This window comes from Inquilinus sp. 2KB_23 (assembly GCF_052115705.1).
Taxonomy (GTDB): Bacteria; Pseudomonadota; Alphaproteobacteria; order DSM-16000; family Inquilinaceae; genus Inquilinus; species Inquilinus ginsengisoli_A.
On sequence record NZ_JBFRHF010000004.1, the window covers coordinates 304,668 to 330,557 of the forward strand.

The following is a 25,890-nucleotide window of genomic DNA, read 5'->3' on the forward strand; positions in this document are numbered from 1 at the left end:
GCCCGGCGGGTTGAAAAGGGAGACGAATGCGGGAACCCCGTCCGATCCGACATTCTTCGGCGGAAGGAGGCGCGTTTGGGGAGGGAAAGTGGGGCGTTCTGTTGCTGGGTGCCCCAAGCCCCACCTCGACGGGGCTAACCGCCGAGGGATTTAGTAGAGGACGCTAAGCCGCTTACGCGGCCGCGCGAACCTCAGCAAAGTTGTCGTTGGCAACTATTGCGATGGCCCGATAACGGCGGAACCATGCCGGATGAAAACCTTTCCTTTACTACACGCGTCGATCCTATTTCGCCCCCATGCTCCGTCCAACACCGGAGATTTGGTGGAGGCGCCGGGTACCGCCCCCGGGTCCGCTGCGTCTATTCCAAAAGGCGTTTATCATCATAGTCGGTTGCCCGACCCTTCTAATGTAGTGGCAAGCCGCCCCGGATGGAAGGGTTGAACCCCATCACAGCACGAAATCGGCGGCGACCAGGGCGATGGCGCCGACCAGCGCGATCTGCAGATCGGCCTGGCCGTCGCCATTCACATCCGCCTCGACCAGGGTCTGCACCCCCGCCACCACGAAATGCAGTTGCCCGGCGGCGCTGAACAGGGCCGCGCCGATGAAGGCGAAGGCCTGGTCACCGGCGACGGCGGCATTGGCGTCGATGGCTGCGACGTCGATCCGGTCGCCCTGGGCGTGGCTGAAGTCCAGGATCTTGTCGGCGCCGGCACCCACCGTGCTGTCGGCCGTGGCGAGATAGACGAAGCGGTCAGCCCCGGCATCACCCTGCAGATGGTCCCGCCCGCCGCCGCCCGTGAGCGCGTCGTTCCCCTGGCCGCCATAGAAGATGTTGGTCTGGCCGTCGCCGGTCAGCGTGTCCGCGAAGGCGGAGCCGACCGCGTTCTCGAAGCCGGACAGCCGGTCGCCCTGGGCGTCGCCGCCGCTGGCAGTGTTGGTGGCGAGATTGACCGAGACGCCCACGGTGCTGTTGGAATAGAGCACGGAATCGTTGCCGTTGCCCCCGGACAGCTGGTCGCTGCCGGGATCGCCCCGCACCTGGTCGTTGCCGTCCTCGCCCGAGACGACATCGTTGCCGGCGCCGGCGCTGAGCAGGTCGTTCCCGGCCTGGCCCCACAGCGTGTTGGCACCGGTCGTCCCGATCAGGGAATCATTGCCCAGCGAGCCGACGACGGCCTCGATGGCGATCAGCACGTCACCCTGGGCGTTGCCGCCCGATCCGGTGCCCCGGCCAAGGTCGACGGTCACGCCGACCGATGATTCGTTGTAGTAGGCGACGTCGATCCCCGCGCCGCCGTCGAGCACGTCCGCCCCGCCGCGGCCCATCAGGATGTCGGCGCCGCGCCCACCGCTGAGGTGGTTGTCGCCGTTGGTGCCCAGGATCTTGTCGTTGGCGTCGCCGCCGATGGCGTGCTCGATGACGGTTCCAGCCGTGAAGGTCACCTGCCGGCCGGCGACGGTGGCGAAGCTGTGATACAGGTCGAACAGGGCGATGCCGGTCAGGGCGGCACCGTTGATCGTGTCGGTGCCGCCGGAATCGGCCAGGGTCTGGCGCCCGGCCGCGGTCCCGATAGTGGCGAACTCATCGGTGTAGACATAGGTGTCGTTCGGGCTGGCGGCGTCGCCATACAGGTGGAGGCTCCAGGAATTCAGGGTACCGGTGTCGCCGGCCGTGAGGTCGCGGATGGTCAGCGACCAGGTGCCCTGGCCGCTCTCGCCCCAATCCTGGATGGTGCCGAAGGTGAAGGCGATGTCGTCCTGGTTCGACCCGTCGGTGGCGCCGGTCTGGTTGCTCAGGCCGGGACGGTTCAGCAGGGTGCTGTGCGTCCCGTCCGGCGAGGTCAGCACGATCTGCAGGTCGCCGATCCAGGTGTGGCTGAGGTTCAGCGTCACCTCGACATGGTCGATCTCGATGCCGGTGCCGATCGCCAGGGTGGTGGTCACGCCGGTCGCGTTGCCGTCGGGAATGGCGAGGCTTGGCGACGCCGAGGCGGAGACGTGGACCTCGTTGGCGCTGGTGTGGGCGGTGCCGGTCCAGCTCTCGGCCAGGCGCACCGCGGCATGGGCATCGACCAGGCCGAAACCGATGTCGTGGTTGACCGTCAGGCCGCCGCCGTTCCAGTTGGTCGCGCCGTTGGTCTGGTCGCCGGCGGCGGCCGGGGCGGTGCGGGCGGAATAGGCCAGGATCTCCTGCACATCACGCCAGCCGAGATGCGGATTGGCCTGCAGCATCAGGGCGGCAACACCCGAGATCATCGGCGCGGCGGCCGAGGTGCCGTTGAAGCTGGTGGTGTAGTCCCCGGCGGCGTAGCCGGCGCTGCCGACCCGGTCGGTGGTGACGATGGTGCCCGAGATCGGGCTGCCCGGTGCCCCGATCAGGATGCTGGCGCCCGGCGTGGAGTAGGAGGACAGGGTGCCATCCTGGTTGGTCGCCCCGACGGCGATGGTCCAGCGGTTGGCACTGAAGCTGTGCAGGTTGGTGTCGTCGCCGTAGTCCCGGGTGTTGCCGGCGGACTGGACGATGACCGTGCCCAGCCCGTCGCGGCCGTTGGCCGCGGCGTTCAGAGTCGCGGTCCCGGCGGCGGCGAATCCGGCATCCGCGAAATTGTCGAGGAAGGCCGAGTTCGGGTCGTCGTAGAAGGCGTTGCCGTAGCCCCAGCTGTTGCTGAGGACGTCGGCGTCCGCGGCGGCATGGTTCCGTGCTGCGACCACCGCCGTCCGCAGTGTGTCGAAGAACAGCGGATCGTAATAAGAGAGCAGCGTCGCGTCATAGGCGATGCCGACCACGCCGACGCCGTTGCGCTCGGCCGCGATGATGCCGGCGACCGAGGTGCCGTGGTTGTCGTCACTGGTCTGCGGCGCACCGCCCGCGCCGCCGGTATAGGCGTTGAAGCTGTGCGCGGTGTCGATGTTGTCGTTCAGGTCGGGATGGCTGAAATCGATGCCCTGGTCATGGACCGCCACCACCACCCCGTCGCCGGTGAACTCGTCCCAGATATTTCCGAGATTGATCCCCCAGGGGCCGGTGAGGTGCCATTGCTGGGCGTAGAGCGGATCGGTCGGTGCGGCCATGATGAAATATCCCGATCTGAAATGAGCAGCCTCTAGTGACCAGGAAAATTGAGGCTGTTCTGCGGTCAGGTCGAGCAGATTCGGCGGGCGACCAGGCCACCGATCAATCCAGGTCGATCACCGGCTGGCTGCACAGGTTGAGGCTCCAATACTCCGCCTCGGCGCCGTCATGCGCACGCACCTTCACGTCGAAATAGCAGCCGCCGCGCAGGTCGTCGGTCGGGATCCGGGCGGTTTCGCCGGGCGGCAGCGGCGTCGACCGCAGCCGGTTGTAGCCCCAGGAGCTTTCGAAATCGGGCGAGAGGCGAAGATCCTCGATCGCGCTGGCCCGCCGGTTCTGGACCTGGACCGAATCCGGCAATGCCTGCGCCGCGGCCCCGGCCGCAAAACTCGCGGCGAGGGCGGCGAGGACAGCGATCCGGCAGGTACGCRCCATCAATCTGTGACTCCGTCGGGTGGCGCCCGGTCATGCCCGGGCGCCACTCAATTTTCCTTCTTATCGGATCGATTTGTGGCGACGAGGTGACGCAGTGGCCGGTCACTCGATGACGATGCGCGGCGCGGCGTGGCCGGAGCCGGCCTGGACCTTGTCCCAGACCCGGGCGGCGATGGCGCGATAGGCCTCGGCATGGGCGCCGTCCGGCGCCGAGACCACGATCGGGTGCCCGGTGTCCGAAGTCTCGCGGATGGCGATGTCGAGCGGGATCTCGCCCAGGAAGTCGCAACCCAGCCGCTCCGCCTCGGCGCGGGCGCCGCCATGGCCGAAGATGTCGGAGCGGTGGCCGCAGTTCGGGCAGCAGAAATAGCTCATGTTCTCGATGATCCCGAGCACCGGGACGTCGACCTTGCGGAACATGTTCAGGCCCTTGCGGGCGTCCAGCAGGGCAATGTCCTGCGGCGTCGAGACGATCACGGCGCCGGCCAGCGGCACCTGCTGCGCCATGGTCAGCTGGGCGTCGCCGGTGCCGGGCGGCATGTCGACCACCAGCACGTCGAGCGTGCCCCAGTTGACGTCGCGCAGCATCTGCGACAGCGCCGACTGCACCATCGGGCCGCGCCAGATCATCGGCGTCTCCTCGTCGATCAGGAAGCCGATCGACATCACCTTCAGCCCGAAATTCTCTTTCGGGTCCATGGTCTTGCCGTCGGGCGAGGCCGGCTTGCCAGTGATGCCGGTCATCCGCGGCACCGACGGGCCGTAGATGTCGGCGTCCAGCAGCCCGACCTTCAGCCCGTTGGCGGACAGGCCGAGGGCGAGGTTGACGGCGGTGGTCGACTTGCCGACGCCGCCCTTGCCCGAGGCGACGGCGATGATGGCGCCGACGCCGGTGACCGGCAGCTTGCGGCTCTGCGCCCCGCCGGGCGCGGCCGGCGGATGGGCATGCCCGGCGTGCCCGGAGGCAGGCGCCGCAGCCGGGGCCGCACCCTGGCCCATGCCGCGATGCGCCGTCAGCACGGCGGTGACGGACAGGACGCCCGGCAGCGCCGCCACGGCCCGTTCCGCGGCCTGGCGCAGCGGCTCCAGCGTCGGGCCGCGCTTGGGGTCGACCTCGACCGAGAACAGAACGTGGCCGTCGCGCAGCGTCACGCCGGTGATCATGCCGAGGGCGACGAGGTCGCCGCCGCGCTCCTCGTCCCGAACCCCGCGCAGCGCGTCGAGCACCGCGGCCTCGGTCACTGTGATGCGCCCAGTCGCCATGGTTGAACTTCCTGACCTTTGTCCAATATGACAGGCTCCATTTGTCGCCTGACGCGCCGAGATATAGCATCCGGCGCCCAGGATGACAGGGCGGTCGATGGGGAAGGGATCTGGATGCCGTGGAGTAATCAAGGGGGTGGCGGCGGCGGCGGTGGCCCGTGGGGCGGTCCACCGCAAGGCGGCGGGCAGAACCCCTGGGGACGCGGCGGGGGGCCAAGCCAAGCCGATATCGAAGACATGATCCGGCGCGGCCAGGACCGCTTCCGGCAGGTCATGCCCAAGGGCTTCGGCGGCGGCCGGGGCATTTTGATCGCGATCGTCGTGATCATCATCGGGTGGCTGCTGACCGGCATCTACCGGGTCCAGCCGGACGAGCTCGGCGTGGTCCAGCGATTCGGCGCCTATGTCCGCACCGAGCAGCCCGGCCTGCGCTATCACCTGCCGGCGCCGATCGAGACGGTGACCAAGCCGTCGGTGACGACGCAGAACCGCATCGAGATCGGCTTCTCCAGCGGCGAGGGACGGGCTGTCCCCCGGGACATCCCGGACGAGAGCCAGATGCTGACCAACGACGAAAACATCATCGACATCGATTTCGTCGTGCTGTGGCGCATCTCCGACCCGGTCGCCTACCTCTTCAACATCAAGAACCCGGACGCCACCGTGAAGGTCGCGGCCGAGAGCGCGATGCGTGAGGTGATCGGGCGGACCGAGATCCAGCCGGCGCTGAACGAGGCCCGCGGCAAGATCGAGCAGGAAGCCCGCGTGCTGCTGCAGGCCACCCTCGACAGCTACGGCACGACCGGCCAGCCCGGCGCCGGCGTGGTGATCGACCAGGTGCAGCTGCAGAAGGTGGCGCCGCCGCAGCAGGTCATCGCCGCGTTCGACGACGTGCAGAGCGCGCGCCAGAACCAGGACCAGCTGCGCAACGACGCCGAGACCTATCGCAACGGCGTGGTTCCGACCGCCCGTGGTCATGCGGAGCAGATCTCGCAGCAGGCGGAAGCCTATCGCGAGCAGGTGGTGGCGAAGGCGCAGGGTGACGCGGCGCGCTTCACCTCGGTGCTGCAATCCTACCGGCTGGCGCCCGAGATCACGGCCGAGCGCTTCTACCTCGAGACTCTGGAGAGCGTGCTGAAGGGCTCGAACAAGATCCTGATCGACGATGCTATCGGCGGGCAGGGGGTTCTGCCCTACCTGCCGCTGAACGAGCTGATGAACCGGCCGGCCCCGGCCGCCGCAACGAAGGGGGGCCAGTGACATGAATGCCAAGCTCGCAGCCCTCGGCGCCGCGATCGTCGTCATCGGCCTGGTGCTGGCCGACTCCCTTTACACCGTCAACCAGAACGAGCAGGCCCTGGTCCTGCAGTTCGGCGAGGTGGTGAAGATCGAGTCCGGGCCGGGACTGAAGTTCAAGCTGCCGCTGGTCCAGAACGTCCAGCTCTACGAGAAGCGCGTGCTCGACGTCGATCCGCCGGTCGAGCAGGTCATCCTGTCCGACCAGCGCCGCCTCGATGTCGGCAGCTATGCCCGCTACCGCATCGCCGACCCGCTGCTGTTCTTCCAGTCGGTGCGGAACGAAACCATCGCGGGCACGCGAATCAACAGCTTCGTCAACAACGCGCTGCGCAACGTGCTGGGCAACTACACCCAGCTCGACGTGCTGTCGGAACAGCGCGGGCCGATCATGCGGGCGATCCGCGACAGCGTCGAAGCCAACGCCAAGCCGCTCGGCATCGAAATCGTCGATGTCCGCATCGTGCGGGCTGACGTGCCGGAAGGCACGGTGCAGTCGGTCTACAACCGCATGACCTCGGAGCGTGAGCGCGAGGCGGCGCAGTACCGCGCCCAGGGCCAGGAATACTCGCTGCAGATCCGGTCGCGCGCCGATCGCGACGTGACCGTGCTGCTGGCCGAGGCGGAGCGCAAGGCGCAGGAGTTGCGCGGCCAGGGCGACGCCGAGGCGATCAAGGTGCAGGCCGCCGCCTATGGCGCCGACCCGCAGTTCTTCTCCTTCTACCGCAGCCTGCAGGCCTACCAGAACGCGCTGGGGTCGACCGGCACCACTCTGGTGCTGTCGCCCAAGGGCGATTTCTTCAAGTACTTCAACGACGCCACCGGCCGCGGCCTGGTGCCGGCGGTGACCCAGGCGACGCCGCAAGGCGCGGTGCCGGAGATTCCGGCGGCCCCCGCGCCCGCACCGGTGGAACCGGCGCCGGCACCCGCACCGGCCCCCGTGCCCGCGCCGGGCAGCCCGGGCTGATGCGGCCCACAATGCCGCCGCGATCGCGTGTATGATGACGGACGCCGGCCCCCGCACGGGGCCGGCGTCCTGCTTTGAGCGAGGAGAGCTTTCGTGAGCAGACCGATGGCCCGCCGTCCTTCCGGCCCGATCGCCCTGGCCCGTGCCAGGGATGAGACCGCCCTGTTGCGCTGGGCCGCGACGGTGCTGATCGCCGCGGCGATGCTGCTGGGCCTCGCCGCCGCCGCCCGCGCCGCGCCGGCGCCGGACAGCTTCGCCGACCTTGCCGAAAAGCTGCTGCCGACCGTGGTCAACATCTCGACCACGCAGAAGGTCGAGGACGGCGCCGACCTGCCGGAAATGCCGCAGTTCCCGCCGGGATCGCCGTTCGAGGAGTTCTTTCGCGACTTCTTCAACCGGCGTGGCCAGGGCGGCCAGGGCCAGGGCGAGCGCCCGACGCCGCACAACGCCACCGCGCTCGGCTCCGGCTTCATCGTCCGGGCCAACGGCTTCATCGTGACCAACTACCACGTCATCGAGGGGGCCGAGCAGATCACCGTCGTCCTGCACGACAACACCAGCCTGGACGCCAAGCTGATCGGCCGCGACGAGAAGACCGATCTCGCCGTGCTCAAGGTCGAGAGCGCGAAGCCGCTGCCCTTCGTCGATTTCGGCGACAGCGACAAGATGCGGGTCGGCGACTGGGTGCTGGCGATCGGCAACCCGTTCGGCCTCGGCGGCACGGTCACGGCCGGCATCATCTCGGCCCGGTCGCGTGAGATCAACGCCGGGCCCTATGACGACTTCCTGCAGACCGACGCCGCCATCAACCGCGGCAATTCCGGCGGCCCCATGTTCAACATGGACGGTCAGGTCATCGGCATCAACACCGCGATCTACTCGCCCTCGGGCGGGTCGGTCGGCATCGGCTTCGCCATCCCCTCGGCGCTGGCCAGCGGCGTGGTCGACCAGATCATCCAGTTCGGCCGCACCAAGCGCGGCTGGCTCGGCGTGCGGATCCAGTCGGTGACGCCGGAGATCGCCGAGAGCCTGGGCCTGGAGAAGGCCGAGGGCGCGCTGGTCGCCGGCATCACCGATGGCGGCCCGGCCGCGAAGTCGGGCATCGAGACCGGCGACGTCATCCTGACCTTCGACGGCAAGCCGATCGGCGAGAGCCGGCGCCTGCCGCGCGTGGTGGCCGACACCCCGGTCGACAAGCAGGTCCCGGTCGTGGTCTGGCGCAAGGGCCAGCGCAAGGAGCTGCCGGTGACGCTGGGCGATCTCGAGGCGGCCGAGGAATCCGGGCTGCTGGCGTCGAACACGCCGGACGGCCCGGGCGAGGCCACCAAGCCGGAATCGCTCGACGCGCTCGGCGTGACCTTGTCGGCGATCACCGACGCGCTGAAGAAGCAGTACTCGCTGGCCGACGACCAGAAGGGCGTGGTCGTCACCGCCGTCACCGGCGGGTCGCCGGCGGGCGAGAAGGGGCTGAAGGCCGGCGACGTCATCGTCGAGGTCGGCCAGGCCGAGGTCGCCAACCCGGCGGATGTCGCCAAGAAGGTGAAGGAGGCCCGCGACGGCGGCCGCAAATCGGTGCTGCTGCTGGTCCAGAGCGGTGCCGACCTGCGCTTCGTCGCGCTGCCGGTCGGGCAGGGCTGAGGCCGCTAGGCATCATCGTAAAGGGCGTCGGGGCGTCACCTGGAGGTGACGCCCCTTTTCTTTGAGCCTGATGCGGGGTTCACGGATCGCGAGCCCAACCTACGTCCCACGCAGCCCGCTTCATTGTCATTGCCCGGCTTGACCGGGCAATCCAGGGGCCATCAAGGGCGGTTCTGGCCGCCCCTGGATGCCACGGTCAAGCCGTGGCATGACAATGGAAGTGGTGCCTAGGTCGGGTTCGCGAACCCAACCTACACTCCGCCCCTCATCCCCGCCGGCGCAGCCGCCGCAAATCCTCGCGCCGGATGGCGCCGAGGCCGAACAGCGCGGCGAGGTACAGCAGGCCGGCCAGCGCCAGAACGGCCAGGATCGTGACCACCGCCAGCAGGTCCGACCGGCCGGCCAGGGCCGGGGCGGCCAGCACCAGCAGCCCCCACAGCGCCGCCGCCATCACCGCCCCGGCCAGCACCATGCGCGGCAGCCGCCGCCGGGCCGCGGCGTCGAGCCGGAACTGGCCGCGGCGGTGCAGCACCCAGGTCAGCAGGGCGATGTTCAGCCACACCCCGGCCGACGTGCCGATGGCCAGGCCGACCTGCGACAGCTGGTCCATCAGCGCGATCTTCAGCCCGACGTTCAGCGCCACGGTCGCCACCGCGATCTTGACCGGCGTCGCCGTGTCGCCGCGGGCGTAGAAGCCGGGCAGCAGGCAGCGCACCAGCACGAAGGCCGGCAGGCCGAAGGCGTAGGCGGTCAGGGTCAGGGCCGATTGGTGGGAATCCAGCGCGGTGAAGCGGCCGCGTTCGAACATCGCGGCCAGCAACGGCTCGGCCGCGACGAGGAAGGCGACGGCGAAGGGCAGGGTCAGGGCGAGGGTCAGCTCGATCGCCCGGTTCTGGCTGGCCTGGGCGCCGGCGGCGTCGTCGGCGGCCAGGCGGCGCGTCAGCTCCGGCAGCAGCACGGTGCCGACGGCGATGCCGATGACGCCGAGCGGCAGCTGGTTCAGCCGGTCGGCGTAGTTCAGGTAGGATTGCGCGCCGGTCGGCAGCGCCTGGGCGATGATGGTGTCGGCGAAGACGCTGATCTGGGCCATGCCGGCGCCCAGCGTTGCCGGCCCAAGGGCGCGGAAGAAGCGGCGCACGCCGGGTGACAGGGTCGGCCACACCAGCCGCAGCGGCGCCCCGGCCCGCCGCATGTCCCAGGCGAGGTAGAGGAATTGGGCGATGCCGGACAGGAACACGCCCCAGGCCAGGGCATGGCCCGCGGTGGGCAGGAACGGCGTCAGGCCCAGCAGCGCGCCGATCATGAACAGGTTCAAGAGGATCGGCGCCGCCGCCGCCGCGCCGAACCGGCCCAGCCCGTTCAGCACCCCGCCCTGCAGCGACACCAGCGACATGAACAGCAGATAGGGGAAGGTGATCCGGGTCAGCTCGACCTTCAGCGCGGTCTGCGCCGCCGAGGTGCCGCCCGGCTCCATCAGGTCGATCAGCCACGGCATGGCCGCCAGCGCCGCGACCAGCACCACGATCTGGCTGGCGATCAGGATCGACTGCACCTGCTCCGCCAGCCGCAGCGCCTTGGCCTTGCCCTCGCGCTGCAGCAGGGTGGTGAAGGTGGGCAGGAAGGCGATGTTGAACGCGCCCTCGGCGAACAGCGACCGGAAGTGGTTCGGCAGCCGGTTGGCCAGGAAGAATGCGTCGGCGACCGGGCCGGCGCCGAGCACGGCCGCGATCATCTGGTCGCGCACCAGGCCGAGCACACGGCTGGCGAGCGTCAGCCCGCCGACGGAGGCGATCTTTCTGTACATGCCTAGGCCGTCACGAACTCCGTGGCGCGGTAGCCCTGGAGGTAGAGCAGGGCGGTCAGGTCGCCATGGTCGACCGACACCGGCACCGACTGCCGCACCAGCGGCTTGGGATGGAAGCCGACGCCCAGGCCGGCGGCCTGCAGCATCGGGATGTCGTTGGCGCCGTCCCCGACCGTGACCGCGGCGTCGAGGCCGATGCCGCGCGCGGCCGCCATCTCTTCCAGCAGGGTGCGCTTGGCGTCCTTGCCCAGGATCGGCTCGCGGATCCGGCCGGTCAGCCTGCCGTCGGCCAGGATCAGGTGGTTGCCCTCGGACCGGTCGAACCCGACCGCGTCGCGCACCGGGCCGGTGAAGGCGTCGAAACCGCCGGAGACCAGGGCGCAATAGGCGCCATTGGCCCGCATCGTCGCCACCAGGATCCTGCCGCCGGGGGTGTAGCGCAGCCCCGCCAGGGCACGGTCGATGATCGAGGCCGGCTGGCCCTCCAGCAGCGCCACCCGCTCGATCGCCGCCTCGCGGAAGTTCAGCTCGCCGCGCATCGCCCGCTCGGTGATCGGCACCACCCGGTCGGCGACGCCGGCCAGCGCCGCCAGCTCGTCCAGCGTCTCGGCCTCGACGATGGTGGCGTCCATGTCCGCCACCAGCAGCCGCTTGCGGCGGCCCAGGGCCGGCCCGACATTGACGTCGACCGGCTGTCCGGCCAGCGCCAGCCGCGCCGCGGCCTGCGCCGCCTTGGCATCGGCGCCCGCGAATGCGATATCGCAGGCGATGCCGGGGGCCAGCCAATCGACCGCCCCTGGCGACCCGCCCGCGATCGCCAGCGCGTTGCGCAGGTGGCGGGTCAGCGAATCGTCGAGGATCGGCTGATCGGGGGCGGTGGTGAGGGTGAGGACGAGATCCATGATGCGGCGCAGCTCCGAGGCCCAGCGACCGTCTATGCCGCAGTGCGGCAGCCTCTGTCTACGCGCGAACGGGGGCGGGTGGCGCCCATGACCGCCAGCGTCATCGTGATCGGCGGCCCGACGGCCAGCGGCAAATCGGCGCTGGCGACGGATCTGGCCGAGGCGCTGGACGGCGTGGTGATCAATGCCGACAGCATGCAGGTCTATGCCGAGCTTGCGATCCTCACCGCCCGGCCCGGCCCCGCGGAGCTGGCCCGGGCGCCGCACCGGCTGTACGGCGTGCTGCCGGCGGCGACGCGCTGCTCCGCCGCGGCCTGGTGCGACATGGCGCTGGCCGAGATCGGGCTGGCGCAGAAGGCCGGCAAGCGTCCGATCGTGGTCGGCGGCACCGGCCTCTATCTCCGCGCCCTGACCGAGGGGCTGAGCCCGATCCCACCGGTGCCGGAGGAGATCCGCCGCGCCACGGTCGAGCTGCACGAAACCCTGGGCGGCGAGGGCTTCCATGCCGAGCTGATGCGCTGGGACCCCAAGATCGCCCAGCGCCTGGCCCCGGGCGACACCCAACGGCTGATCCGGGCCTGGGAGGTGATGGTGGCGACCAACCGCTCGCTGGCCGACTGGCAGCTGGACGCCGCGTCCGGCCCGCCGCCGGGCATGGTGTTCGACATGGTGGTGCTGGCGCCGCCGCGCGACGCGCTCTATGCCGCCTGCGACGGCCGCTTCCGGGTCATGGTCGCGGCCGGGGCGGTGGAGGAGGCGCGGGCGCTGCTGGCGCTGGGCCTCGACCCGGCGCTGCCGGCGATGAAGGCGGTCGGGGTGCCCGAGCTGGCGGCCCATCTGCGCGGGGAGACCGACCTGGAGACGGCGATCACCAGGGCGCAGCAGGCGACGCGCAACCTGGCCAAGCGCCAGAGCACCTGGTTCCGCAACCAGCAGCCCGTGGCGTCCGCCGTGGATCCGAACGCAAGGGTGCAACGCTGCCATGTCGCCGGCGCGCAATATTCGGAAAAAATTACGGCTGAAATCTTCTCTTTTCTTCGTCTTTCCGATTGACCTCCCGGATTCCGCCGTCTAGCTTGCCGACCCTCGTTGATCCCCAACGTTGAACGCCGCGGCCGGAGGGGGCCGCATTCAGAGACGCGGCCCCAGAGGCCGCACCAGAGGATGCGATGTCGACAGAAACGCTGACCGGAGCCGAAATCCTTCTGCGCGCCCTTCGGGACCAGGGCGTAGAGGTAATCTTCGGGTATCCGGGCGGGGCTGTCCTTCCGATCTACGACGCGATCTTCAAGCAGAACGCGATCCGCCACATCCTGGTCCGGCACGAACAGGCGGCGGTGCACGCGGCGGAAGGCTATGCCCGCTCGACCGGCAAGGTCGGCGTCGTCCTCGTTACCTCCGGCCCGGGCGCGACCAACGCGGTGACCGGCCTGACCGACGCGCTGATGGATTCGATCCCGATCGTCTGCCTGACCGGGCAGGTGCCGACGCATCTGATCGGCAACGACGCGTTCCAGGAAGCCGACACCACGGGCATCACGCGGCCCTGCACCAAGCACAACTACCTGGTGAAGGACGTGAACGTCCTGGCCCGCACGGTGCATGAAGCGTTCTACGTCGCCCGCAGCGGCCGGCCCGGCCCGGTCGTCATCGACCTGCCGAAGGACGTGCAGTTCGCCGACGGCGTCTACACCCCGCCGGAGCATGTCGAGCACCGCACCTACCGGCCGCGGACCGAGCCCGACCCGGCGCTGATCGAGCAGGCGATCGACCTGATGGTCAAGGCCGAGCGGCCGATCCTGTACACCGGCGGCGGCATCATCAACTCCGGCCCGGCGGCGTCCGAGGCGCTGCGCGAGCTGGTCGAACTGACCGGCTTCCCCTGCACCTCGACCCTGATGGGCCTTGGCGCCCTGCCGGCCTCGGACCCGCGGTTCCTGGGCATGCTCGGGATGCACGGCACCTACGAGGCCAACCTGGCGATGCATGGTTCCGACCTCATGGTCGCGCTAGGCTCGCGCTTCGACGACCGGGTGACCGGCAAGATCAGCGCCTTCTCGCCGGGTGCGACCAAGATCCATGTCGACATCGACCCGTCCTCGATCAACAAGAACGTACATGTCGACCTGCCGATCATCGGTGACGCCGGCAAGGTGATCCGGGCGATGGTCGAGGCGTGGAAGCGCCGCGGCCTGAAGCCGCGCGAAAAGGCGCTGGCCAATTGGTGGAGCCAGATCAAGCAGTGGCAGGCGCGCAACTGCCTGCACTTCAGCCAGGACAAGTCGCATGACGCGGTGATCAAGCCGCAATATGCGATCAAGCGTCTGGCCGAGCTGACCGCCGATCGCGACGACGTGTTCATCACCACCGAGGTCGGCCAGCACCAGATGTGGGCGGCGCAGCTGATCCCGTTCCAGAAGCCGAACCGCTGGATGACCTCCGGCGGCCTCGGCACCATGGGCTACGGCCTGCCGGCCGCGGTCGGGGTGCAGATCGCCCATCCCGAGGCGCTGGTGATCGATGTCGGCGGCGAGGCCTCCACGCTGATGAACATCCAGGAGCTGTCGACCATCGCCCAGTACCGGCTGCCGGTGAAGATCTTCATCGTCAACAACTTCTGGATGGGCATGGTCCGGCAGTGGCAGGAGCTGCTGCACGGCGAGCGCTACTCGGAGAGCTATTCCGAGGCGCTACCGGACTTCGTCAAGCTGGCCGAGGCCTTCGGCCTGACCGGACTGCGCGCCACCTGCATGGGCGAGGCCGACGACGTCATCCGCGAGATGCTGCGGATCGACGGGCCGGTGGTGGTGGACATGCAGGTCTCGAAGCTGGAGAACTGCTTCCCGATGATCCCGGGCGGCGCCGCGCACAACGAGATCCTGCTGGGGCCGTCCGACCAGGCCGCCAAGCCGACCTCGGAGGAGGGGATGGTGCTGGTATAAGTCGCGGACGACACACTTCGCCGAGGCCGGCTCGCACTATGCTTCCGAGGCCGGCCTCGACCCTCGTCTCGTGACCCCCGGACCCATCGCATGACCCCGCAGACCCATATCGAAACCCACACCATCGCCGTGCTGGTCGACAACGAGCCCGGCGCGCTGGCCCGCGTCATCGGCCTGTTCTCCGGCCGCGGCTACAACATCGAAAGCCTGACCGTGGCCGAGGTCGAGGCCGCGCGGAACCTGTCCCGCATCACCGTCGTCACATCAGGGACGCCGATGATCATCGAGCAGATCAAGGCCCAGCTCGACCGGCTGGTGCTGGTGCACAGCGTCCATGACCTGACCCTGGACGGGCCGGCGGTCGAGCGTGAGCTCGCCCTGGTTAAGGTCCGCGGCGCCGGCGACAAGCGCATCGAAAGCCTGCGCATCGCCGACGTGTTCCGGGCCCGCGCCGTGGATTCGACGACCGAGAGCTTCGTGTTCGAGGTCACCGGATCGTCGCAGAAGATCAACGCCTTCATTCAGCTGATGATCCCGCTCGGCCTGGTCGATGTCAGCCGGACCGGTGTGGTCGCCATCGCTCGGGGGCCCGAAGGGCTCCTGAACGCCGACTAACTCCCATCGCGGCCGGCTCTTGACCGGCCGCTCCCATCGTCGTGTAGGAAAGGCCGGGCCGCCCCGGCATCGTGTGAGAGGACAGAGTTATGCGCGTTTATTATGACCGCGACGCGGATGTGAACCTGATCAAGTCGAAGAAGGTCGTCATCGTCGGCTACGGCAGCCAGGGCCATGCCCATGCCGCCAACCTGCGCGACAGCGGCGCCAAGGATGTGCGCATCGCGCTGCGTCCCGACAGCGCCACGGTGAAGAAGGCCGAGGCTGCCGGCTTCACGGTGATGTCGCCGGCCGACGCCGCCAAGTGGGGCGACGTGCTGATGATGTGCACGCCGGACGAGCTGCAGGCCGAGATCTATGCCCGCGACTTGGCGCCGAACATGAAGGAAGGCGCCGCCATCGCCTTCGCGCACGGCCTGAACGTGCACTTCAACCTGATCGAGGCGCGCAAGGACCTCGACGTGTTCATGGTCGCGCCGAAGGGCCCGGGCCACACCGTGCGCTCCGAATACGAGAAGGGCGGCGGCGTGCCCTGCCTGATCGCGGTCGACCAGAACGCCACCGGCGCCGCGCTCGACATCGGCCTGTCCTACGCCTCGGCGATCGGCGGCGGCCGCGCCGGCATCATCGAGACCACCTTCAAGGAAGAGTGCGAGACCGACCTGTTCGGTGAGCAGGCGGTGCTGTGCGGCGGCCTGACCGCCCTGATCGTCGCCGGCTACGAGACCCTGGTCGAGGCCGGCTACGCGCCTGAAATGGCCTATTTCGAGTGCCTGCACGAGGTCAAGCTGATCGTCGACCTGATGTATGAGGGCGGCATCGCCAACATGCGCTACTCGATCTCCAACACCGCGGAATACGGCGACTACTCGACCGGCCCGCGCATCATCACCGAAGAGACCAAGAAGGAGATGAAGCGGGTTCTGGAGGACATCCAGTCGGGCCGCTTCACCCGCGACTGGATGCTGGAGAACAAGGTCGGCCAGGCCAGCTTCAAGGCCACCCGCCGCCGCCATGCCGAGCACGACATCGAGAAGGTCGGCGAGAAGCTGCGCGCGATGATGCCGTGGATCGCCAAGAACAAGCTGGTCGACAAGGCCAAGAACTGATCCGGACGCCCGTCCGGCGAAACGAGGAGGGCCCCGCGAGGGGCCCTTTTCTTTTGTGCGGCGGGCGGTGTCCGACAGGGTATGATGGGGCGCCAGCGCAGGCGCCTGCGACTGGAGAATGGGTCGAGAGACATCGGATGGCCGCGGACTCCACGGCGGAATTCTCCGTTCAGCAGCTTCTGGACACCGGGACCGTCGCGATCCGCGACATCGCCTGCCGTGGCGAGTGCCGGCACAAGAGCGCCGAGGAATGCCCGAACTCCACCCACCTGGTGTTTCCCTATCGCGGCGTCTATGTGCGCCACCAGGGCCAGGACGATGCGGTGGCTGAGGCCAACCAGGTGCTGTTCTTCAACCAGGGGGAAGCCTATCGCGTCAGCCATCCCGTCGAGGGCGGCGACGCCAGCCTGGATCTGGTGATCGGCGAGACCTTTCTGCAGGAGCTGGCGCCCAAGGCGCAGCTGCGCGAGGGCGGGGTGCTGGCGTTCCGCCGGCAGCGCCTGCGCGTCGATGCCCGCACCCAGGCGCTGGTGGCGCTGCTGCGGCACAGCCTGGTCCGCGGGGCGGCCGAGACGCTCGAAGCTGAAACCCTGGCGCTGACGCTGGTGCGGCGTGCTATGGGCGAGCGGACCTCGCATGCCGCCGGGGCCAGCCAGGGCCGGCAGAAGCTGGTGGACCGCGCCAAACTGGTGCTGTCGTCCGACCTGGCGCGGCGCTGGACGCTGGCCGAGATCGCGGCGGAGGTCGGTGTCTCGCCGGTGTATCTGACGCAGGTGTTCCAGCAGGTCGAGGCCATGCCGCTGTACCGCTACCAGCTGCGGCTGCGGCTGGCGCGCGCGCTGGACCTGCTGGGCGAATACGGCGACCTCACCGCCCTGGGCCTGGATCTGGGTTTTTCCAGCCACAGCCATTTCAGCTCCGCCTTCCGGCAGGCCTATGGCCGCACGCCGGCGGAGTTCCAGCGCTCGGTCCATCTGCGCTGACGGCTTCAAGTCACTAAAGAATCCGACAGCGGCCGCGATCGCGAAAATGCTCTTTCTGTGTCTGCCCGGACGTCGGGCAGATCAGGAGATGTCCGCGATGACCGAGAGAACCTGTGCGGCCTGCGACTGCGAGCTGGATGCCGAGACCATCAAGGTGAAGATCGGCGGCCAGACGGTGGAGGTGTGCTGCGACGACTGCGCGCAAGCGCTGCGGGAAGCCGACGCCTCGACCTCGGGCGGGGAATGAGCGATGGATTTCGATCACGCGGCCGTGACCCGGCGCAGCATCGTGACGCCGTCGGGCCGCATCAGCTACACCGAGGCGGGCGCCGGCCCGGTCGCCCTGTTCGTGCACGGCGTCCTGCTCAACGGGCATCTGTGGCGCCACCAGCTGGCGCAGCTGTCCGATCTGCGCCGCTGCATCGCGGTCGACCTGCTGGCCCATGGCGACACCGAGATCGCGCCGGACCAGGACGTGTCGGTGACCGCCAACGCCACCATGCTGCGGGAGTTCCTCGACGCCCTGCAGATCGACCAGGTGGACCTGGTCGGCAACGACAGCGGCGGCGGCATCGCCCAGATCTTCGCGGCGCTGAACCCCGCCCGGGTGCGCAGCCTCACCCTCACCGATTGCGATGCGCAGGACAATTGGCCGCCGGAGGCGTTCAAACCCTTCCTCGAGATGGCGGCGGCCGGCGGGCTGCGCGGCGCGCTCAACGCCATGCTGGTGGACAAGGGCTTCTACCGCTCGGCCCAGGCCTTGGGTCCGGCCTACGAGCATCCCGAAACCCTGCCGGACGACGCCATCGAAGCCTATCTGCGCCCGCTGGTGAGCACCGAGCAGCGCACGCGTGACTTCCAGCGTTTCCTGGCCGCCTTCGACAGCCGGCACACGCTGGCGGTGGAAGCACAGCTGCGGGCGCTGACGGCGCCGACGCTGATCGTCTGGGGCACGGACGACATCTATTTCGGCGTGCAATGGTCGCACTGGCTGGCCGAGGCGATCCCCGGCACCCGCCGGCGCGTCGAACTGAAGGGCGCGCGGCTGTTTTTCCCTGAGGAGCGTGCGGAGGAGTTCAATCGCGAACTGCGCGCGCACTGGCTGGACCTGTAGGAGGTTGGTGATGTCGACACGCGTTCTGGAACGTCCTGGTTCCGTCCTTCGCCCCGGCCTGATCCAGGGCCTGATGCAAACCGCGGCGCTGTGGCTGCGGCGGTCGCGAACCCGACGCCGGCTCGACACGCTGAGCGACCACGAGCTGCGGGATCTCGGGCTGGATCGCAGCGCCGCCTTCCACGAATCGGCCAGGCCGTTCTGGAAAGGCTGACGCTTCGTCTCCACCGCCGGACCATAAGGCGAAGACCCCGCCCGGGATCGGTCCGGCGAAACGAAGAGGGCCCCGTGAGGGGCCCTTTTCTTTTGGGCGAACATGCCTTCCGTCGGCCACGATCCCGCGGTAGGTGGAGGTGGAATCCCCGATGTCGCATGGCGCCATGCCGATCGGGATGGCGCAGGAGGTGGGGATGGTGGGTCACCGGACGCTGGCGGGCTGTTTCCTCATTCCGGCGGTCTTTCTGATCGGGCTGTTCGGTCCCGGCCATCCGGCGCATGCGGAGGATGGCTGCCCGGACGGGATGATGCCCTACCAGGAGCAGTTCACCGACCCCGCCAACGGCACCCTGCAGCTCAGGACCAGCTGCATGCCGGGCAGCCGGTATCCCCAGCCCGACTATCAGGAGCCGGCCCCCGACGATGCGCCGCCGTCACCGCCGCCGGATCAGTACGGGGCCTACGCCACCGATCCGGAGTATCGGCAGCTGTTCTGGTCGACCTTCTACGAGAGCCACGAGGCGGCCGAAGCCGGCGCGATCGAGGCCTGCGGCAAGGCGACCGGAAAGGACTGCCAGTCGCTCGGCTGGTTCGGCAACCAATGCGGCGCCATCGCGCTCACCCAGAACGGGCAGACGACCGCCGGATACGACACCTCCTGGCGCGGTGCGGCGCGGCAGGCCCTCGACGCCTGCGAGAAGGCGGGCGCCGACAGCTATGTGATCTGCCGCCTCTGGGTGCCGCCGATCTGCTCCGGCCCGGCATACAGCGCCGCCGACAACGAGAGCGCCAAGACCGCGACCGTCGACGAGATCGAGCAGCTGTCCGCCGAACTCGACGACCGGGAGTACTGGGGCGCCCTGGCCTCCGACGGCGACCAGATCCAGACCAGCTACGGCCACCCCAGCCGAAGGGCCGCCGAGACGGTCGCGCTGTCGAAATGCCAGGGCTGCAAGATCGCTGGAACCTTCGAAAGCAGCTGCGCCGGGATGGCGTGGCCGAGCGACAAGCGGCCGGTCTACGAGATCGCGATGAACGTGGACCCCGCCGTCGCCGGGGCCAAGGCGACGAAGCAATGCGTCGACAAATACGGGGCGTGCGACGGGGCGGTGCGGTGCTCCGGCCGGCGCTATCCGAACCCCATCCCCGGCGACCAGGGGGGCGGGAAGTGACGGCGCCGGCGATCCGGCCGGCGCGGCCGGAGGAGGCGGCGGCGCTGTCCGCGCTGGTGCTGCGGTCCAAGGCGCATTGGGGCTATGACGCCGCCTTCATGGCGCAGGTGCGGGACGTGCTGCGGGTGACGCCCGAGGCGATCCGCGCGGGGGGCGTCTTCGTCGCGGTCGACGGCGGCGACCGGCCGCTGGGGATCGGCAGCGTCAGCATCGCGGACGGCACGGCGGAGCTCGAACTGCTGTTCGTCGACCCGGCGGCGATGGGGCAGGGGGCCGGCCGCGCCCTGTACCGCCATGCCGTCGCCCTGGCGTGCGCCGGCGGGGCGGGCACCCTCTGGATCCTCGCCGATCCCGGGGCCGAGCCGTTCTACCGGGCGATGGGGGCGACGACGGTCGGCCAGGCGCCGTCCGACGCCATCCCCGGCCGCATGCTGCCGCGGATGAAGGCCGAGCTCACCGCCTGATCCCGCGGTTCCCTGGTCCAAGGTCAACATTGGCCGTAGGATCGGCGCCGGCCGACCTCATCTCCGGGACATGACATGCCGACCTACAGCGACGACGACGTGGCCCACCTCGCCCGGCTGGTCCAGCTGGCGACATCCGACCCGGACAACCTGCGCCTGCTCTCGCCCCGCGACGCCTGCGCGGTGGCGCTGCTGCTGAACCGCCTGGACCAGCTGCCGCAGCCCTACAGCCACCCGCTGGCGGCGTTCGAACTGCTGGGACCGTCCGGCCGCGACATGGTGCTGGACCTCTACGACCGCCGCTCCCAGGCCGACGCGACCCAGGACGCCTGAGCGGCGGGACGTCGGCGCAGCTACCCCATCGAGATGGGATCAGCGGCGGAGGCGCTGCAGCGTCCGGCCGATGCCGCGGCCCAACCGCTCGGCGACGCTGGAGGGCGGCACCGGCTGTGGGGCGGGGGCCGGCCGGGATTGCTGGCCGGACGGATCCGGCTCGTCCTCGCCGCCGAAGGCGGTGCGCGCCTGGTCCAGCAGCGCGGGAATCGCCCGCGCCTGGCGCAGCAGCATCGGCAGGAACAGGATCCCGACGACCGCGGCGATGATCAGAAGCTTGATGCCGCTCAAACCCATGGCGGGATGTCCTCGGTCAGCCGTGATCCCCGACCGTAGCACGGTTGCGGCGCGCCCGGGCAGGAACCGTTCGGCGCGACGCCAGTTTGGCGAAGGCGGCCAGGGTCAGGGCCCCGGCCAGCAGCGGGCCGCCGGTCAACAGGATCCACTGGGTCTCGCCGATGCCGCTGAGCTCGCCGACGCCCTGCGCCACCAGCCAGCCGGGCGCCAGCATCGCCGGCACCCAGACGATCGCCGACAGCACATTGGCGACCTGGAAGCGGACCGGGCGCATGCGCATGATGCCGGCGATCAGCGGCACCACGGCGCGCAGCGGCCCCAGGAAGCGGCCGAGGAAGATCGAGGCGGTGCCCCAGCGCCGGAAGAACAGCCGGCCCTTGGCGATCATCGCCCGGTCGCGCGAGAACGGCCAGACATTGCGGGCGTTCGGGCCCAGCTTCTGCCCCAGCCAGTAGGAGACGGCGTCCCCCAGCACGGCCCCGGCGATCGACCACAGGATGACCGGCGCCGGATGCAGCAGGCCGCCGCCGACCAGCGCGCCGGTGGCCAGCATCAGTGCGGTGCAGGGGACGAACAGGCCGACCACGGCCATGGATTCGCCGAAGGCCAGCAGGAACAGGATCGGCCCGGCCCAGGCCTGGTTGTCGGCGATGAACTGCGTGACCTGGGCGACGAAGGTTTCCAACGTGCGGTCCGATCGGCTCACGGAATGGGGGAGGCCGGAGGCGCGAACGCCCCCGGCCCGAGTTTACAGGATTTCGTCGCCCATATCGAACCCGGCGTCGGCCGCCAGATCGGATGCGGCGTCGGTGGCGCCCTGGGTGACGTCGGTGGCCACCTGGCCGATGTCCGACGAGAACGCGTCCATCAGCAGGTTGCCGACGACCAGGCCGCCGGCGACGCCCATGGCGGTCTGCATCGCGCCGGCCATGAAGCCGCCGCCGCGCGGGGCGCCCTGGCCGCCGAAGCCCTGGCCGCCGACGCCCTGACCACCATAGCCCTGGCGGCCATAGCCCTGCCCGCCGGGGTTGCCCTGGCCCCAGCCCGGCTGCGGCGCCGACCGCGGCCGCAGCGGCTGGCCGCCGCCGAACAGCCCGGCCAGGAAGCCGCCGGCCGCCGGCTGGGCGGCGCGCCGCTCCAGCTCGTTGATCTTCTGCTGCGCCGCCTCCAGCGCCTGCTCCTGCACCAGGATGACCTGGGCCATGTAGTAGGGCGCGGCGGGCTGCTCACCCAGGCGCCGGCGGATCAGGCCCTCGGCGCCCTCGTCGCGCGGGCCGCCGTCACGCTCGGCCCGGGCCAGCTTGACGAACAGGTCGTCGATCGCGCTCTTTTCGGTGTCGTACACGCCTTACTCCTCCCGGCTGCCGGTCAGGTTCAGCAGCAGCTGGAACATGTTGATGAAGTTCAGGTACAGCGACAGCGCGCCCATCACCGCCATCTTGTTCAGGCTCTCGCTGTCGTAGTGCTCGGCGTATTCCTCCTTGATCCGCTGGGTATCCCAGGCGGTCAGGCCGGTGAAGATCAGCACGCCGGCGACCGAGACGATGAACTGCAGCGCCGTCGAGCCGAGGAAGATGTTGACCACGCTGGCGATGATGATGCCGATCAGGCCCATCATCAGGAACGACCCGAAGCGCGAGAGGTCGGCCTTGGTGGTGTAGCCGTACAGGCTCATCGAGCCGAACATGACCGCGGTGATCATGAAGGTGCGGGCGATGCTGGTCCCGGTGAAGACCAGGAAGATCGACGCCATCGACAGGCCCATCACGCCGCAGAAGGCCCAGAACACCGCCTGCGCCGTGGAAGACGAGATGGCGTGGATGCGGAAGGACAGGAAGAACACGAAGGCCAGCGGCGCCAGCATCACCACCCATTTCAGGGGCGTGGTGAAGATCGGCATGTAGATCGCCGGGCTGCTGCCAACGAAATAGGCGACGACGCCGGTCAGGACCAGGCCGAGGCCCATGTAGTTGAAGACGCGCAGCATGTGCTGGCGCAGCCCGGCATCGAGTTCGGCGGCTGTGGCGCGCGCCGTTCCTTGCCACTGGTACTGTTGCATGTTCATGGCTTGCTCGCTCCTTGAAGCAAAGTCAGTAAGAGGGGAGGCAATCTCAGTAGAGGGTCTCGGCCAGGGTGTTGGCGGCGCCCAGCAGGTCCGCGGCCGGCGCCTCGGCGCACAGCGCGTAGACCGCCGGGCCGACCTGCCAGTAGGCGACGGTGACGTCCTTCGCCCGCTGGGCCTGCGGCTGCTGCACGTCGAAGCCGTCGCTGGCGGCGGCGAACAGCGTCACCAGCCCGAACCGGTCGGTGTCGATGGTTGCCTCGAAGCCGGATCCGCCGTCCCAGGGCACCACCTCGATCGACCGGATCGACCAGCCTGCCGGCAGGTCGGGCAGCGAGATCGGCGCCTCGGCCAGGGCGTCGGCGGGCATGCCGCCCTTGGGCTCCGCCGGGTCGACCAGGTGGCGGTAGAGCACGGTGCGGTAGGCGTCGCCGGCCTCGTCGGCATAGGCCGGGATGGTGGCCGCGGCGGGGTCGATCCGGGTCACGCCCAGGACCGACTGGGCACCCCAGCCCAGCCCGACCAGCAGCACCACGGCCGCGACCCGGCGCAGCCGCACGGTCAGGCGGCGCCAGCGCACGGCGCGGCCCAGCGCCCTCGCGTTCTCGTAGCTGGCGACGCGGACGCCGCCATCCTCGGCGAAGGCCAGGCGCAGCGCGTCGCGCATGCGCAGGTCGGCCATCACCTGCGCCGCCACCGGCGGGTTGGCCTCGAGATAGGCTTCGACCTCGATCCGGCGAGGCAGGTCCAGCTCGCCGTCGATATAGGCCTGGATCTCGGCTTCGGTGAGGGGAGGGTGGGTCATGGGCGTCACTCCACCAGCCGCAGCCGCGGCGAGGCCGGGCCGCCGGGACCGGGTGCGGTGTGGTCGGTTGCGGTCTCGTCAGCGGCCGCTCCGGCGGCCTCGCGCAGCGCCGCCCGGGCGCGGCCCAGGCGCGACATCAGCGTGCCGATCGGGATGTCCAGGATGGTGGCCGCCTCCTGGTAGCGGAACTCCTCCACCGCCACGAGCAGCAGGGCCTCGCGCTGCTCCTCCGGCAGGCCCAGCATCGCCCGCTGCACCTGGGCCAGCTGGACGCGCGAATCCTGCACCGGAGCCCCGCTCTGCGGCGCGAACTGCGTCGCCTGGACGATGCGGGCGTCCTCGGCGCGGCGGCCGCGGAGGCGCGAGACATGGGCGTTGTGCATGATGGCGAACAGCCAGGGGCGCAGCGCCCGGTCCGGCTGCCATTTCCGCCGGCCCTCATAGGCCTTCAGCAGGGTGTCCTGCAGCAGGTCCTCGGCCTCGGCGGCATCGCGCGTCAGGACCAGCGCATAGCGCTTCAGCCCCGGCAGCTCGGCGATGACGTCGAAATCGTCTTTGCGGCGTTTCATGATCAGTATACGCAGCCGATGCCGGTTTTCATCCCACGGCCTCCCGCACAAGCACGTGACCGTTCCGGCGCATGAGGACAAAGTCTCAACAAGATTGTGGTTATGATGCTTTTTGGCAGGTTTTTTCAGACGAAAGCCGCGCTGCCGGTGTTATAGGCAGCGACACTTCATTATTTCTCGCCGCGATTCGGATCGACATGACCGACGACACTGTGGAGCAAAGCCGATCGGTCGACCCGTCTGTGTCCGATCGCTACACGGGTCTCCCCCTCGGCGCCGCCGCAGCCTCGGTCGCTCTGCCCTATCCGTCCCGGCCGGGACTCCTCGATCGCTGGCCCGGCTGGGCCATCGGACTCGCCGCGCTGATCGTCTTCGGCGTGCTGTTGCGGGTCGCCCTCGGCCTGGCCTTCCCGCGCATTCCTCATGCCGACGAGCTGTTCCAATACTACGAGCAGGCGCACCGTCTGGCCTTCGGCCAGGGCATGGTGCCCTGGGAGTATCGCGAGGGCATCCGCTCCTGGCTGCTGCCGGGCATGCTTGCCGGGCTGATGAAGGCGGTGTCGTGGGTCAGCGACGACCCGGCCGCCTATCTCGGAGTGTCGAAGACGCTGTGGTCGGCGCTGTCGCTGAGCATCCCGGTCACCGCCTTCCTGTGGGCCCGGCGCGCCTCGGGGCTGACGGCGGGGCTGACGGCCGCCTTCATCACCACGGTGTGGTTCGAGCTGATCTACTACGCGCCGACCGCGCTGACCGAATCGATCGCCACCAGCCTGCTGCTGATCGGTTGCTGGCTGGCCTGGACCGCCGAGACGGTCGACCGCCGGCGCCTGATCGCCGCCGGACTGCTGTTTGGGCTGGTCTTCGTCTTCCGCTTCCACCTGCTGCCGGCGATCCTGACCGCCGCCGTCGTCGCCAGCCGGGGCGACTGGCGCGGCCGGCTGCGGCCGATGCTGCTGGCAGGGCTGGCGCCGATCCTGCTGTGCAACGGGCTGCTCGACTGGGCGACGCTGGGCTGGCCGTTCCAGTCGGTGCTGAAGAACTTCTGGATCAACATCGTCGAGGAGAAGAGCCGCAGCTTCGGCGTCATGCCGTGGGGCTTCTACTTCGAGGAATACGCCCGGGTCTGGTCATGGTGGCTGCTGCCGATGGGGGCGCTGATCCTGATGGGGGTGCGCGGCCAGCCGATGCTGGTCGCCGTACCGGTCGCCATCATCCTGTCGCACAGCTTCGTCGCCCATAAGGAATACCGCTTCGTCCTGCCGGCGCTGCCCTTCCTGCTGATCCTCGCGGCGCTGGGCACCGAGCGGCTGGCCCGGCGCCTGGGTGAACTGTTCCCGGGGCCGCGCTGGGCGGCGCTCGGGGTGCTGTGCGCCGCCTGGGTGCTGGCCTCGGGCCTGCTGTCGGTCAGCGACCGCTGGCGGCCGGAATGGTTCCAGGTCGCCCCCGGCATCGCCACCACCACGGCGCTGCACGACCGCGAGGCGCTGTGCGGCCTGGGCCTGTTGACGCCATGGTGGGACCTGCCCGGCTACACCACCCTGCATCGCGACGTGCCGGTGTTCTGGTTCGGTGACGACACCCGCCGGCTGTGGCGCTCCGCCCGGACCTTCAACTACGTCATGGCCCGTCCCGAGCAGATGCCGCCGAACACCGGGTACCGGCTGGAAAGTTGCCCCAGCGAGATCTGCCTCTACCGCCGTCCGGGGCAGTGCTCGCCGCCCGCCGACATCACCGTCAGCGGCTCGATGGCCGAGCGCGGAATGTGATATCGGGCGACCCGTCCGACGGCCTACTCTCCGCTTGAGACTCGGACCGTGCTGGTCTAAA

The 25,890-nt window shown here is 69.5% G+C and carries 26 protein-coding genes and 1 other RNA gene; 15 read left to right on the plus strand and 12 right to left on the minus strand.

All coding sequences use genetic code 11. The features are described from left to right. Positions 1-87 precede the first annotated feature (87 nt). The 4 genes from ssrA to apbC all read right to left on the minus strand — a co-directional run bounded on the left by ssrA (position 88) and on the right by apbC (position 4,775). Positions 88-439: a transfer-messenger RNA gene (gene ssrA, locus AB4112_RS07370) on the minus strand. A gap of 9 nt (positions 440-448) precedes the next feature. Beyond that, positions 449-3,076: a S8 family serine peptidase gene (locus AB4112_RS07375; RefSeq protein ID WP_441718207.1), complete on the minus strand. Its 2,628-nt coding sequence runs from the start codon at positions 3,074-3,076 to the stop codon at positions 449-451. 103 nt (positions 3,077-3,179) lie between these two features. After that, positions 3,180-3,512, minus strand: coding sequence for a hypothetical protein (locus tag AB4112_RS07380; protein ID WP_441718210.1), 333 nt, complete (start codon positions 3,510-3,512; stop codon positions 3,180-3,182). Positions 3,513-3,614: 102 nt separating this feature from the next. Continuing rightward, positions 3,615-4,775 carry an iron-sulfur cluster carrier protein ApbC gene (apbC, locus tag AB4112_RS07385; RefSeq protein ID WP_309792575.1) on the minus strand — a complete coding sequence of 387 codons (1,161 nt, stop codon included), beginning with the start codon at positions 4,773-4,775 and terminating at the stop codon, positions 3,615-3,617. Between the two features lie 114 nt (positions 4,776-4,889). On the opposite strand from apbC, the gene hflK reads away from it, so the two are divergent. From hflK to AB4112_RS07400, 3 genes are all read left to right on the plus strand, one after another. Further along, complete coding sequence (gene hflK, locus AB4112_RS07390) at positions 4,890-6,035, plus strand: FtsH protease activity modulator HflK (protein ID WP_441718214.1); 1,146 nt, start codon at positions 4,890-4,892, stop codon at positions 6,033-6,035. A 1-nt stretch (position 6,036) separates the two neighbouring features. Then, positions 6,037-7,038, plus strand: a complete 1,002-nt coding sequence (gene hflC, locus AB4112_RS07395; RefSeq protein ID WP_309792573.1) for a protease modulator HflC — start codon at positions 6,037-6,039, stop codon at positions 7,036-7,038. 105 nt (positions 7,039-7,143) lie between these two features. Then, positions 7,144-8,676 carry a DegQ family serine endoprotease gene (locus AB4112_RS07400; RefSeq protein ID WP_374710603.1) on the plus strand — a complete coding sequence of 511 codons (1,533 nt, stop codon included), beginning with the start codon at positions 7,144-7,146 and terminating at the stop codon, positions 8,674-8,676. Positions 8,677-8,941: 265 nt separating this feature from the next. On the opposite strand, the gene murJ is transcribed toward AB4112_RS07400, so the two are convergent. Continuing rightward, on the minus strand, positions 8,942-10,480 hold the full coding sequence (gene murJ / locus AB4112_RS07405) for a murein biosynthesis integral membrane protein MurJ (protein ID WP_441718217.1): 1,539 nt from the start codon (positions 10,478-10,480) through the stop codon (positions 8,942-8,944). Positions 10,481-10,482: 2 nt separating this feature from the next. Next, positions 10,483-11,382 carry a phosphoserine phosphatase SerB gene (serB, locus tag AB4112_RS07410; RefSeq protein ID WP_309792569.1) on the minus strand — a complete coding sequence of 300 codons (900 nt, stop codon included), beginning with the start codon at positions 11,380-11,382 and terminating at the stop codon, positions 10,483-10,485. An 87-nt stretch (positions 11,383-11,469) separates the two neighbouring features. Here serB and miaA point away from each other — a divergent pair, with 87 nt between their 5' ends. From miaA to AB4112_RS07465, 11 genes are all read left to right on the plus strand, one after another. Further along, positions 11,470-12,435, plus strand: a complete 966-nt coding sequence (gene miaA / locus AB4112_RS07415; RefSeq protein ID WP_441718220.1) for a tRNA (adenosine(37)-N6)-dimethylallyltransferase MiaA — start codon at positions 11,470-11,472, stop codon at positions 12,433-12,435. A gap of 116 nt (positions 12,436-12,551) precedes the next feature. Next, positions 12,552-14,324 carry an acetolactate synthase 3 large subunit gene (locus AB4112_RS07420; protein ID WP_441718223.1) on the plus strand — a complete coding sequence of 591 codons (1,773 nt, stop codon included), beginning with the start codon at positions 12,552-12,554 and terminating at the stop codon, positions 14,322-14,324. 90 nt (positions 14,325-14,414) lie between these two features. Further along, positions 14,415-14,939, plus strand: coding sequence for an acetolactate synthase small subunit (gene ilvN, locus AB4112_RS07425; RefSeq protein ID WP_309792566.1), 525 nt, complete (start codon positions 14,415-14,417; stop codon positions 14,937-14,939). Between the two features lie 89 nt (positions 14,940-15,028). After that, positions 15,029-16,048 (plus strand): ketol-acid reductoisomerase, encoded by a 1,020-nt coding sequence (ilvC, locus tag AB4112_RS07430; RefSeq protein ID WP_309792565.1) that lies wholly within the window; start codon positions 15,029-15,031, stop codon positions 16,046-16,048. 137 nt (positions 16,049-16,185) lie between these two features. Next, positions 16,186-17,031: a helix-turn-helix transcriptional regulator gene (locus tag AB4112_RS07435; protein ID WP_441718227.1), complete on the plus strand. Its 846-nt coding sequence runs from the start codon at positions 16,186-16,188 to the stop codon at positions 17,029-17,031. A 97-nt stretch (positions 17,032-17,128) separates the two neighbouring features. Then, entirely contained in the window at positions 17,129-17,278 is a 150-nt protein-coding gene (locus AB4112_RS07440) for a hypothetical protein (RefSeq protein ID WP_309792563.1), read from the plus strand. A 3-nt stretch (positions 17,279-17,281) separates the two neighbouring features. Beyond that, positions 17,282-18,145 carry an alpha/beta fold hydrolase gene (locus AB4112_RS07445; protein WP_441718231.1) on the plus strand — a complete coding sequence of 288 codons (864 nt, stop codon included), beginning with the start codon at positions 17,282-17,284 and terminating at the stop codon, positions 18,143-18,145. Positions 18,146-18,155: 10 nt separating this feature from the next. Beyond that, positions 18,156-18,359: a DUF1127 domain-containing protein gene (locus AB4112_RS07450; protein ID WP_309792561.1), complete on the plus strand. Its 204-nt coding sequence runs from the start codon at positions 18,156-18,158 to the stop codon at positions 18,357-18,359. 196 nt (positions 18,360-18,555) lie between these two features. Beyond that, positions 18,556-19,533, plus strand: a complete 978-nt coding sequence (locus tag AB4112_RS07455; protein ID WP_441718234.1) for a DUF4189 domain-containing protein — start codon at positions 18,556-18,558, stop codon at positions 19,531-19,533. Then, complete coding sequence (locus AB4112_RS07460; protein WP_441718237.1) at positions 19,530-19,997, plus strand: GNAT family N-acetyltransferase; 468 nt, start codon at positions 19,530-19,532, stop codon at positions 19,995-19,997. Before AB4112_RS07455 ends, AB4112_RS07460 begins: the two co-directional genes overlap by 4 nt. A gap of 75 nt (positions 19,998-20,072) precedes the next feature. Beyond that, on the plus strand, positions 20,073-20,330 hold the full coding sequence (locus tag AB4112_RS07465; RefSeq protein WP_441718240.1) for a hypothetical protein: 258 nt from the start codon (positions 20,073-20,075) through the stop codon (positions 20,328-20,330). A 39-nt stretch (positions 20,331-20,369) separates the two neighbouring features. Here AB4112_RS07465 and AB4112_RS07470 read toward each other — a convergent pair whose 3' ends face one another. The 6 genes from AB4112_RS07470 to AB4112_RS07495 form a co-directional block, all read right to left on the minus strand. Then, positions 20,370-20,627 (minus strand): hypothetical protein, encoded by a 258-nt coding sequence (locus AB4112_RS07470; RefSeq protein WP_441718243.1) that lies wholly within the window; start codon positions 20,625-20,627, stop codon positions 20,370-20,372. A gap of 16 nt (positions 20,628-20,643) precedes the next feature. Continuing rightward, on the minus strand, positions 20,644-21,312 hold the full coding sequence (locus AB4112_RS07475; RefSeq protein ID WP_309792556.1) for a DedA family protein: 669 nt from the start codon (positions 21,310-21,312) through the stop codon (positions 20,644-20,646). Positions 21,313-21,375: 63 nt separating this feature from the next. Further along, positions 21,376-21,972, minus strand: coding sequence for a DUF2076 domain-containing protein (locus AB4112_RS07480; RefSeq protein ID WP_309792555.1), 597 nt, complete (start codon positions 21,970-21,972; stop codon positions 21,376-21,378). Positions 21,973-21,975: 3 nt separating this feature from the next. Beyond that, positions 21,976-22,692, minus strand: a complete 717-nt coding sequence (locus AB4112_RS07485) for a Bax inhibitor-1/YccA family protein (RefSeq protein ID WP_374710594.1) — start codon at positions 22,690-22,692, stop codon at positions 21,976-21,978. Between the two features lie 46 nt (positions 22,693-22,738). Next, positions 22,739-23,494, minus strand: a complete 756-nt coding sequence (locus AB4112_RS07490) for an anti-sigma factor family protein (RefSeq protein WP_309792554.1) — start codon at positions 23,492-23,494, stop codon at positions 22,739-22,741. 5 nt (positions 23,495-23,499) lie between these two features. After that, complete coding sequence (locus AB4112_RS07495; RefSeq protein WP_309792553.1) at positions 23,500-24,063, minus strand: sigma-70 family RNA polymerase sigma factor; 564 nt, start codon at positions 24,061-24,063, stop codon at positions 23,500-23,502. A gap of 197 nt (positions 24,064-24,260) precedes the next feature. Here AB4112_RS07495 and AB4112_RS07500 point away from each other — a divergent pair, with 197 nt between their 5' ends. Then, entirely contained in the window at positions 24,261-25,829 is a 1,569-nt protein-coding gene (locus tag AB4112_RS07500) for a hypothetical protein (protein ID WP_309792551.1), read from the plus strand. Positions 25,830-25,890: the final 61 nt, after the last annotated feature.

Bases quoted from the DNA above. Each gene is read 5' to 3' on its own strand.
- AB4112_RS07375 (WP_441718207.1), bottom strand. From the start codon at position 3,076: ATGGCCGCACCGACCGATCCGCTCTACGCCCAGCAATGGCACCTCACC.
- apbC (WP_309792575.1), bottom strand. From the start codon at position 4,775: ATGGCGACTGGGCGCATCACAGTGACCGAGGCCGCGGTGCTCGACGCG.
- hflK (WP_441718214.1), top strand. From the start codon at position 4,890: ATGCCGTGGAGTAATCAAGGGGGTGGCGGCGGCGGCGGTGGCCCGTGG.
- hflC (WP_309792573.1), top strand. From the start codon at position 6,037: ATGAATGCCAAGCTCGCAGCCCTCGGCGCCGCGATCGTCGTCATCGGC.
- AB4112_RS07400 (WP_374710603.1), top strand. From the start codon at position 7,144: ATGGCCCGCCGTCCTTCCGGCCCGATCGCCCTGGCCCGTGCCAGGGAT.
- murJ (WP_441718217.1), bottom strand. From the start codon at position 10,480: ATGTACAGAAAGATCGCCTCCGTCGGCGGGCTGACGCTCGCCAGCCGT.
- serB (WP_309792569.1), bottom strand. From the start codon at position 11,382: ATGGATCTCGTCCTCACCCTCACCACCGCCCCCGATCAGCCGATCCTC.
- miaA (WP_441718220.1), top strand. From the start codon at position 11,470: ATGACCGCCAGCGTCATCGTGATCGGCGGCCCGACGGCCAGCGGCAAA.
- AB4112_RS07420 (WP_441718223.1), top strand. From the start codon at position 12,552: ATGTCGACAGAAACGCTGACCGGAGCCGAAATCCTTCTGCGCGCCCTT.
- ilvN (WP_309792566.1), top strand. From the start codon at position 14,415: ATGACCCCGCAGACCCATATCGAAACCCACACCATCGCCGTGCTGGTC.
- ilvC (WP_309792565.1), top strand. From the start codon at position 15,029: ATGCGCGTTTATTATGACCGCGACGCGGATGTGAACCTGATCAAGTCG.
- AB4112_RS07435 (WP_441718227.1), top strand. From the start codon at position 16,186: ATGGCCGCGGACTCCACGGCGGAATTCTCCGTTCAGCAGCTTCTGGAC.
- AB4112_RS07440 (WP_309792563.1), top strand. From the start codon at position 17,129: ATGACCGAGAGAACCTGTGCGGCCTGCGACTGCGAGCTGGATGCCGAG.
- AB4112_RS07445 (WP_441718231.1), top strand. From the start codon at position 17,282: ATGGATTTCGATCACGCGGCCGTGACCCGGCGCAGCATCGTGACGCCG.
- AB4112_RS07450 (WP_309792561.1), top strand. From the start codon at position 18,156: ATGTCGACACGCGTTCTGGAACGTCCTGGTTCCGTCCTTCGCCCCGGC.
- AB4112_RS07455 (WP_441718234.1), top strand. From the start codon at position 18,556: ATGGTGGGTCACCGGACGCTGGCGGGCTGTTTCCTCATTCCGGCGGTC.
- AB4112_RS07465 (WP_441718240.1), top strand. From the start codon at position 20,073: ATGCCGACCTACAGCGACGACGACGTGGCCCACCTCGCCCGGCTGGTC.
- AB4112_RS07470 (WP_441718243.1), bottom strand. From the start codon at position 20,627: ATGGGTTTGAGCGGCATCAAGCTTCTGATCATCGCCGCGGTCGTCGGG.
- AB4112_RS07485 (WP_374710594.1), bottom strand. From the start codon at position 22,692: ATGAACATGCAACAGTACCAGTGGCAAGGAACGGCGCGCGCCACAGCC.
- AB4112_RS07490 (WP_309792554.1), bottom strand. From the start codon at position 23,494: ATGACCCACCCTCCCCTCACCGAAGCCGAGATCCAGGCCTATATCGAC.
- AB4112_RS07495 (WP_309792553.1), bottom strand. From the start codon at position 24,063: ATGAAACGCCGCAAAGACGATTTCGACGTCATCGCCGAGCTGCCGGGG.
- AB4112_RS07500 (WP_309792551.1), top strand. From the start codon at position 24,261: ATGACCGACGACACTGTGGAGCAAAGCCGATCGGTCGACCCGTCTGTG.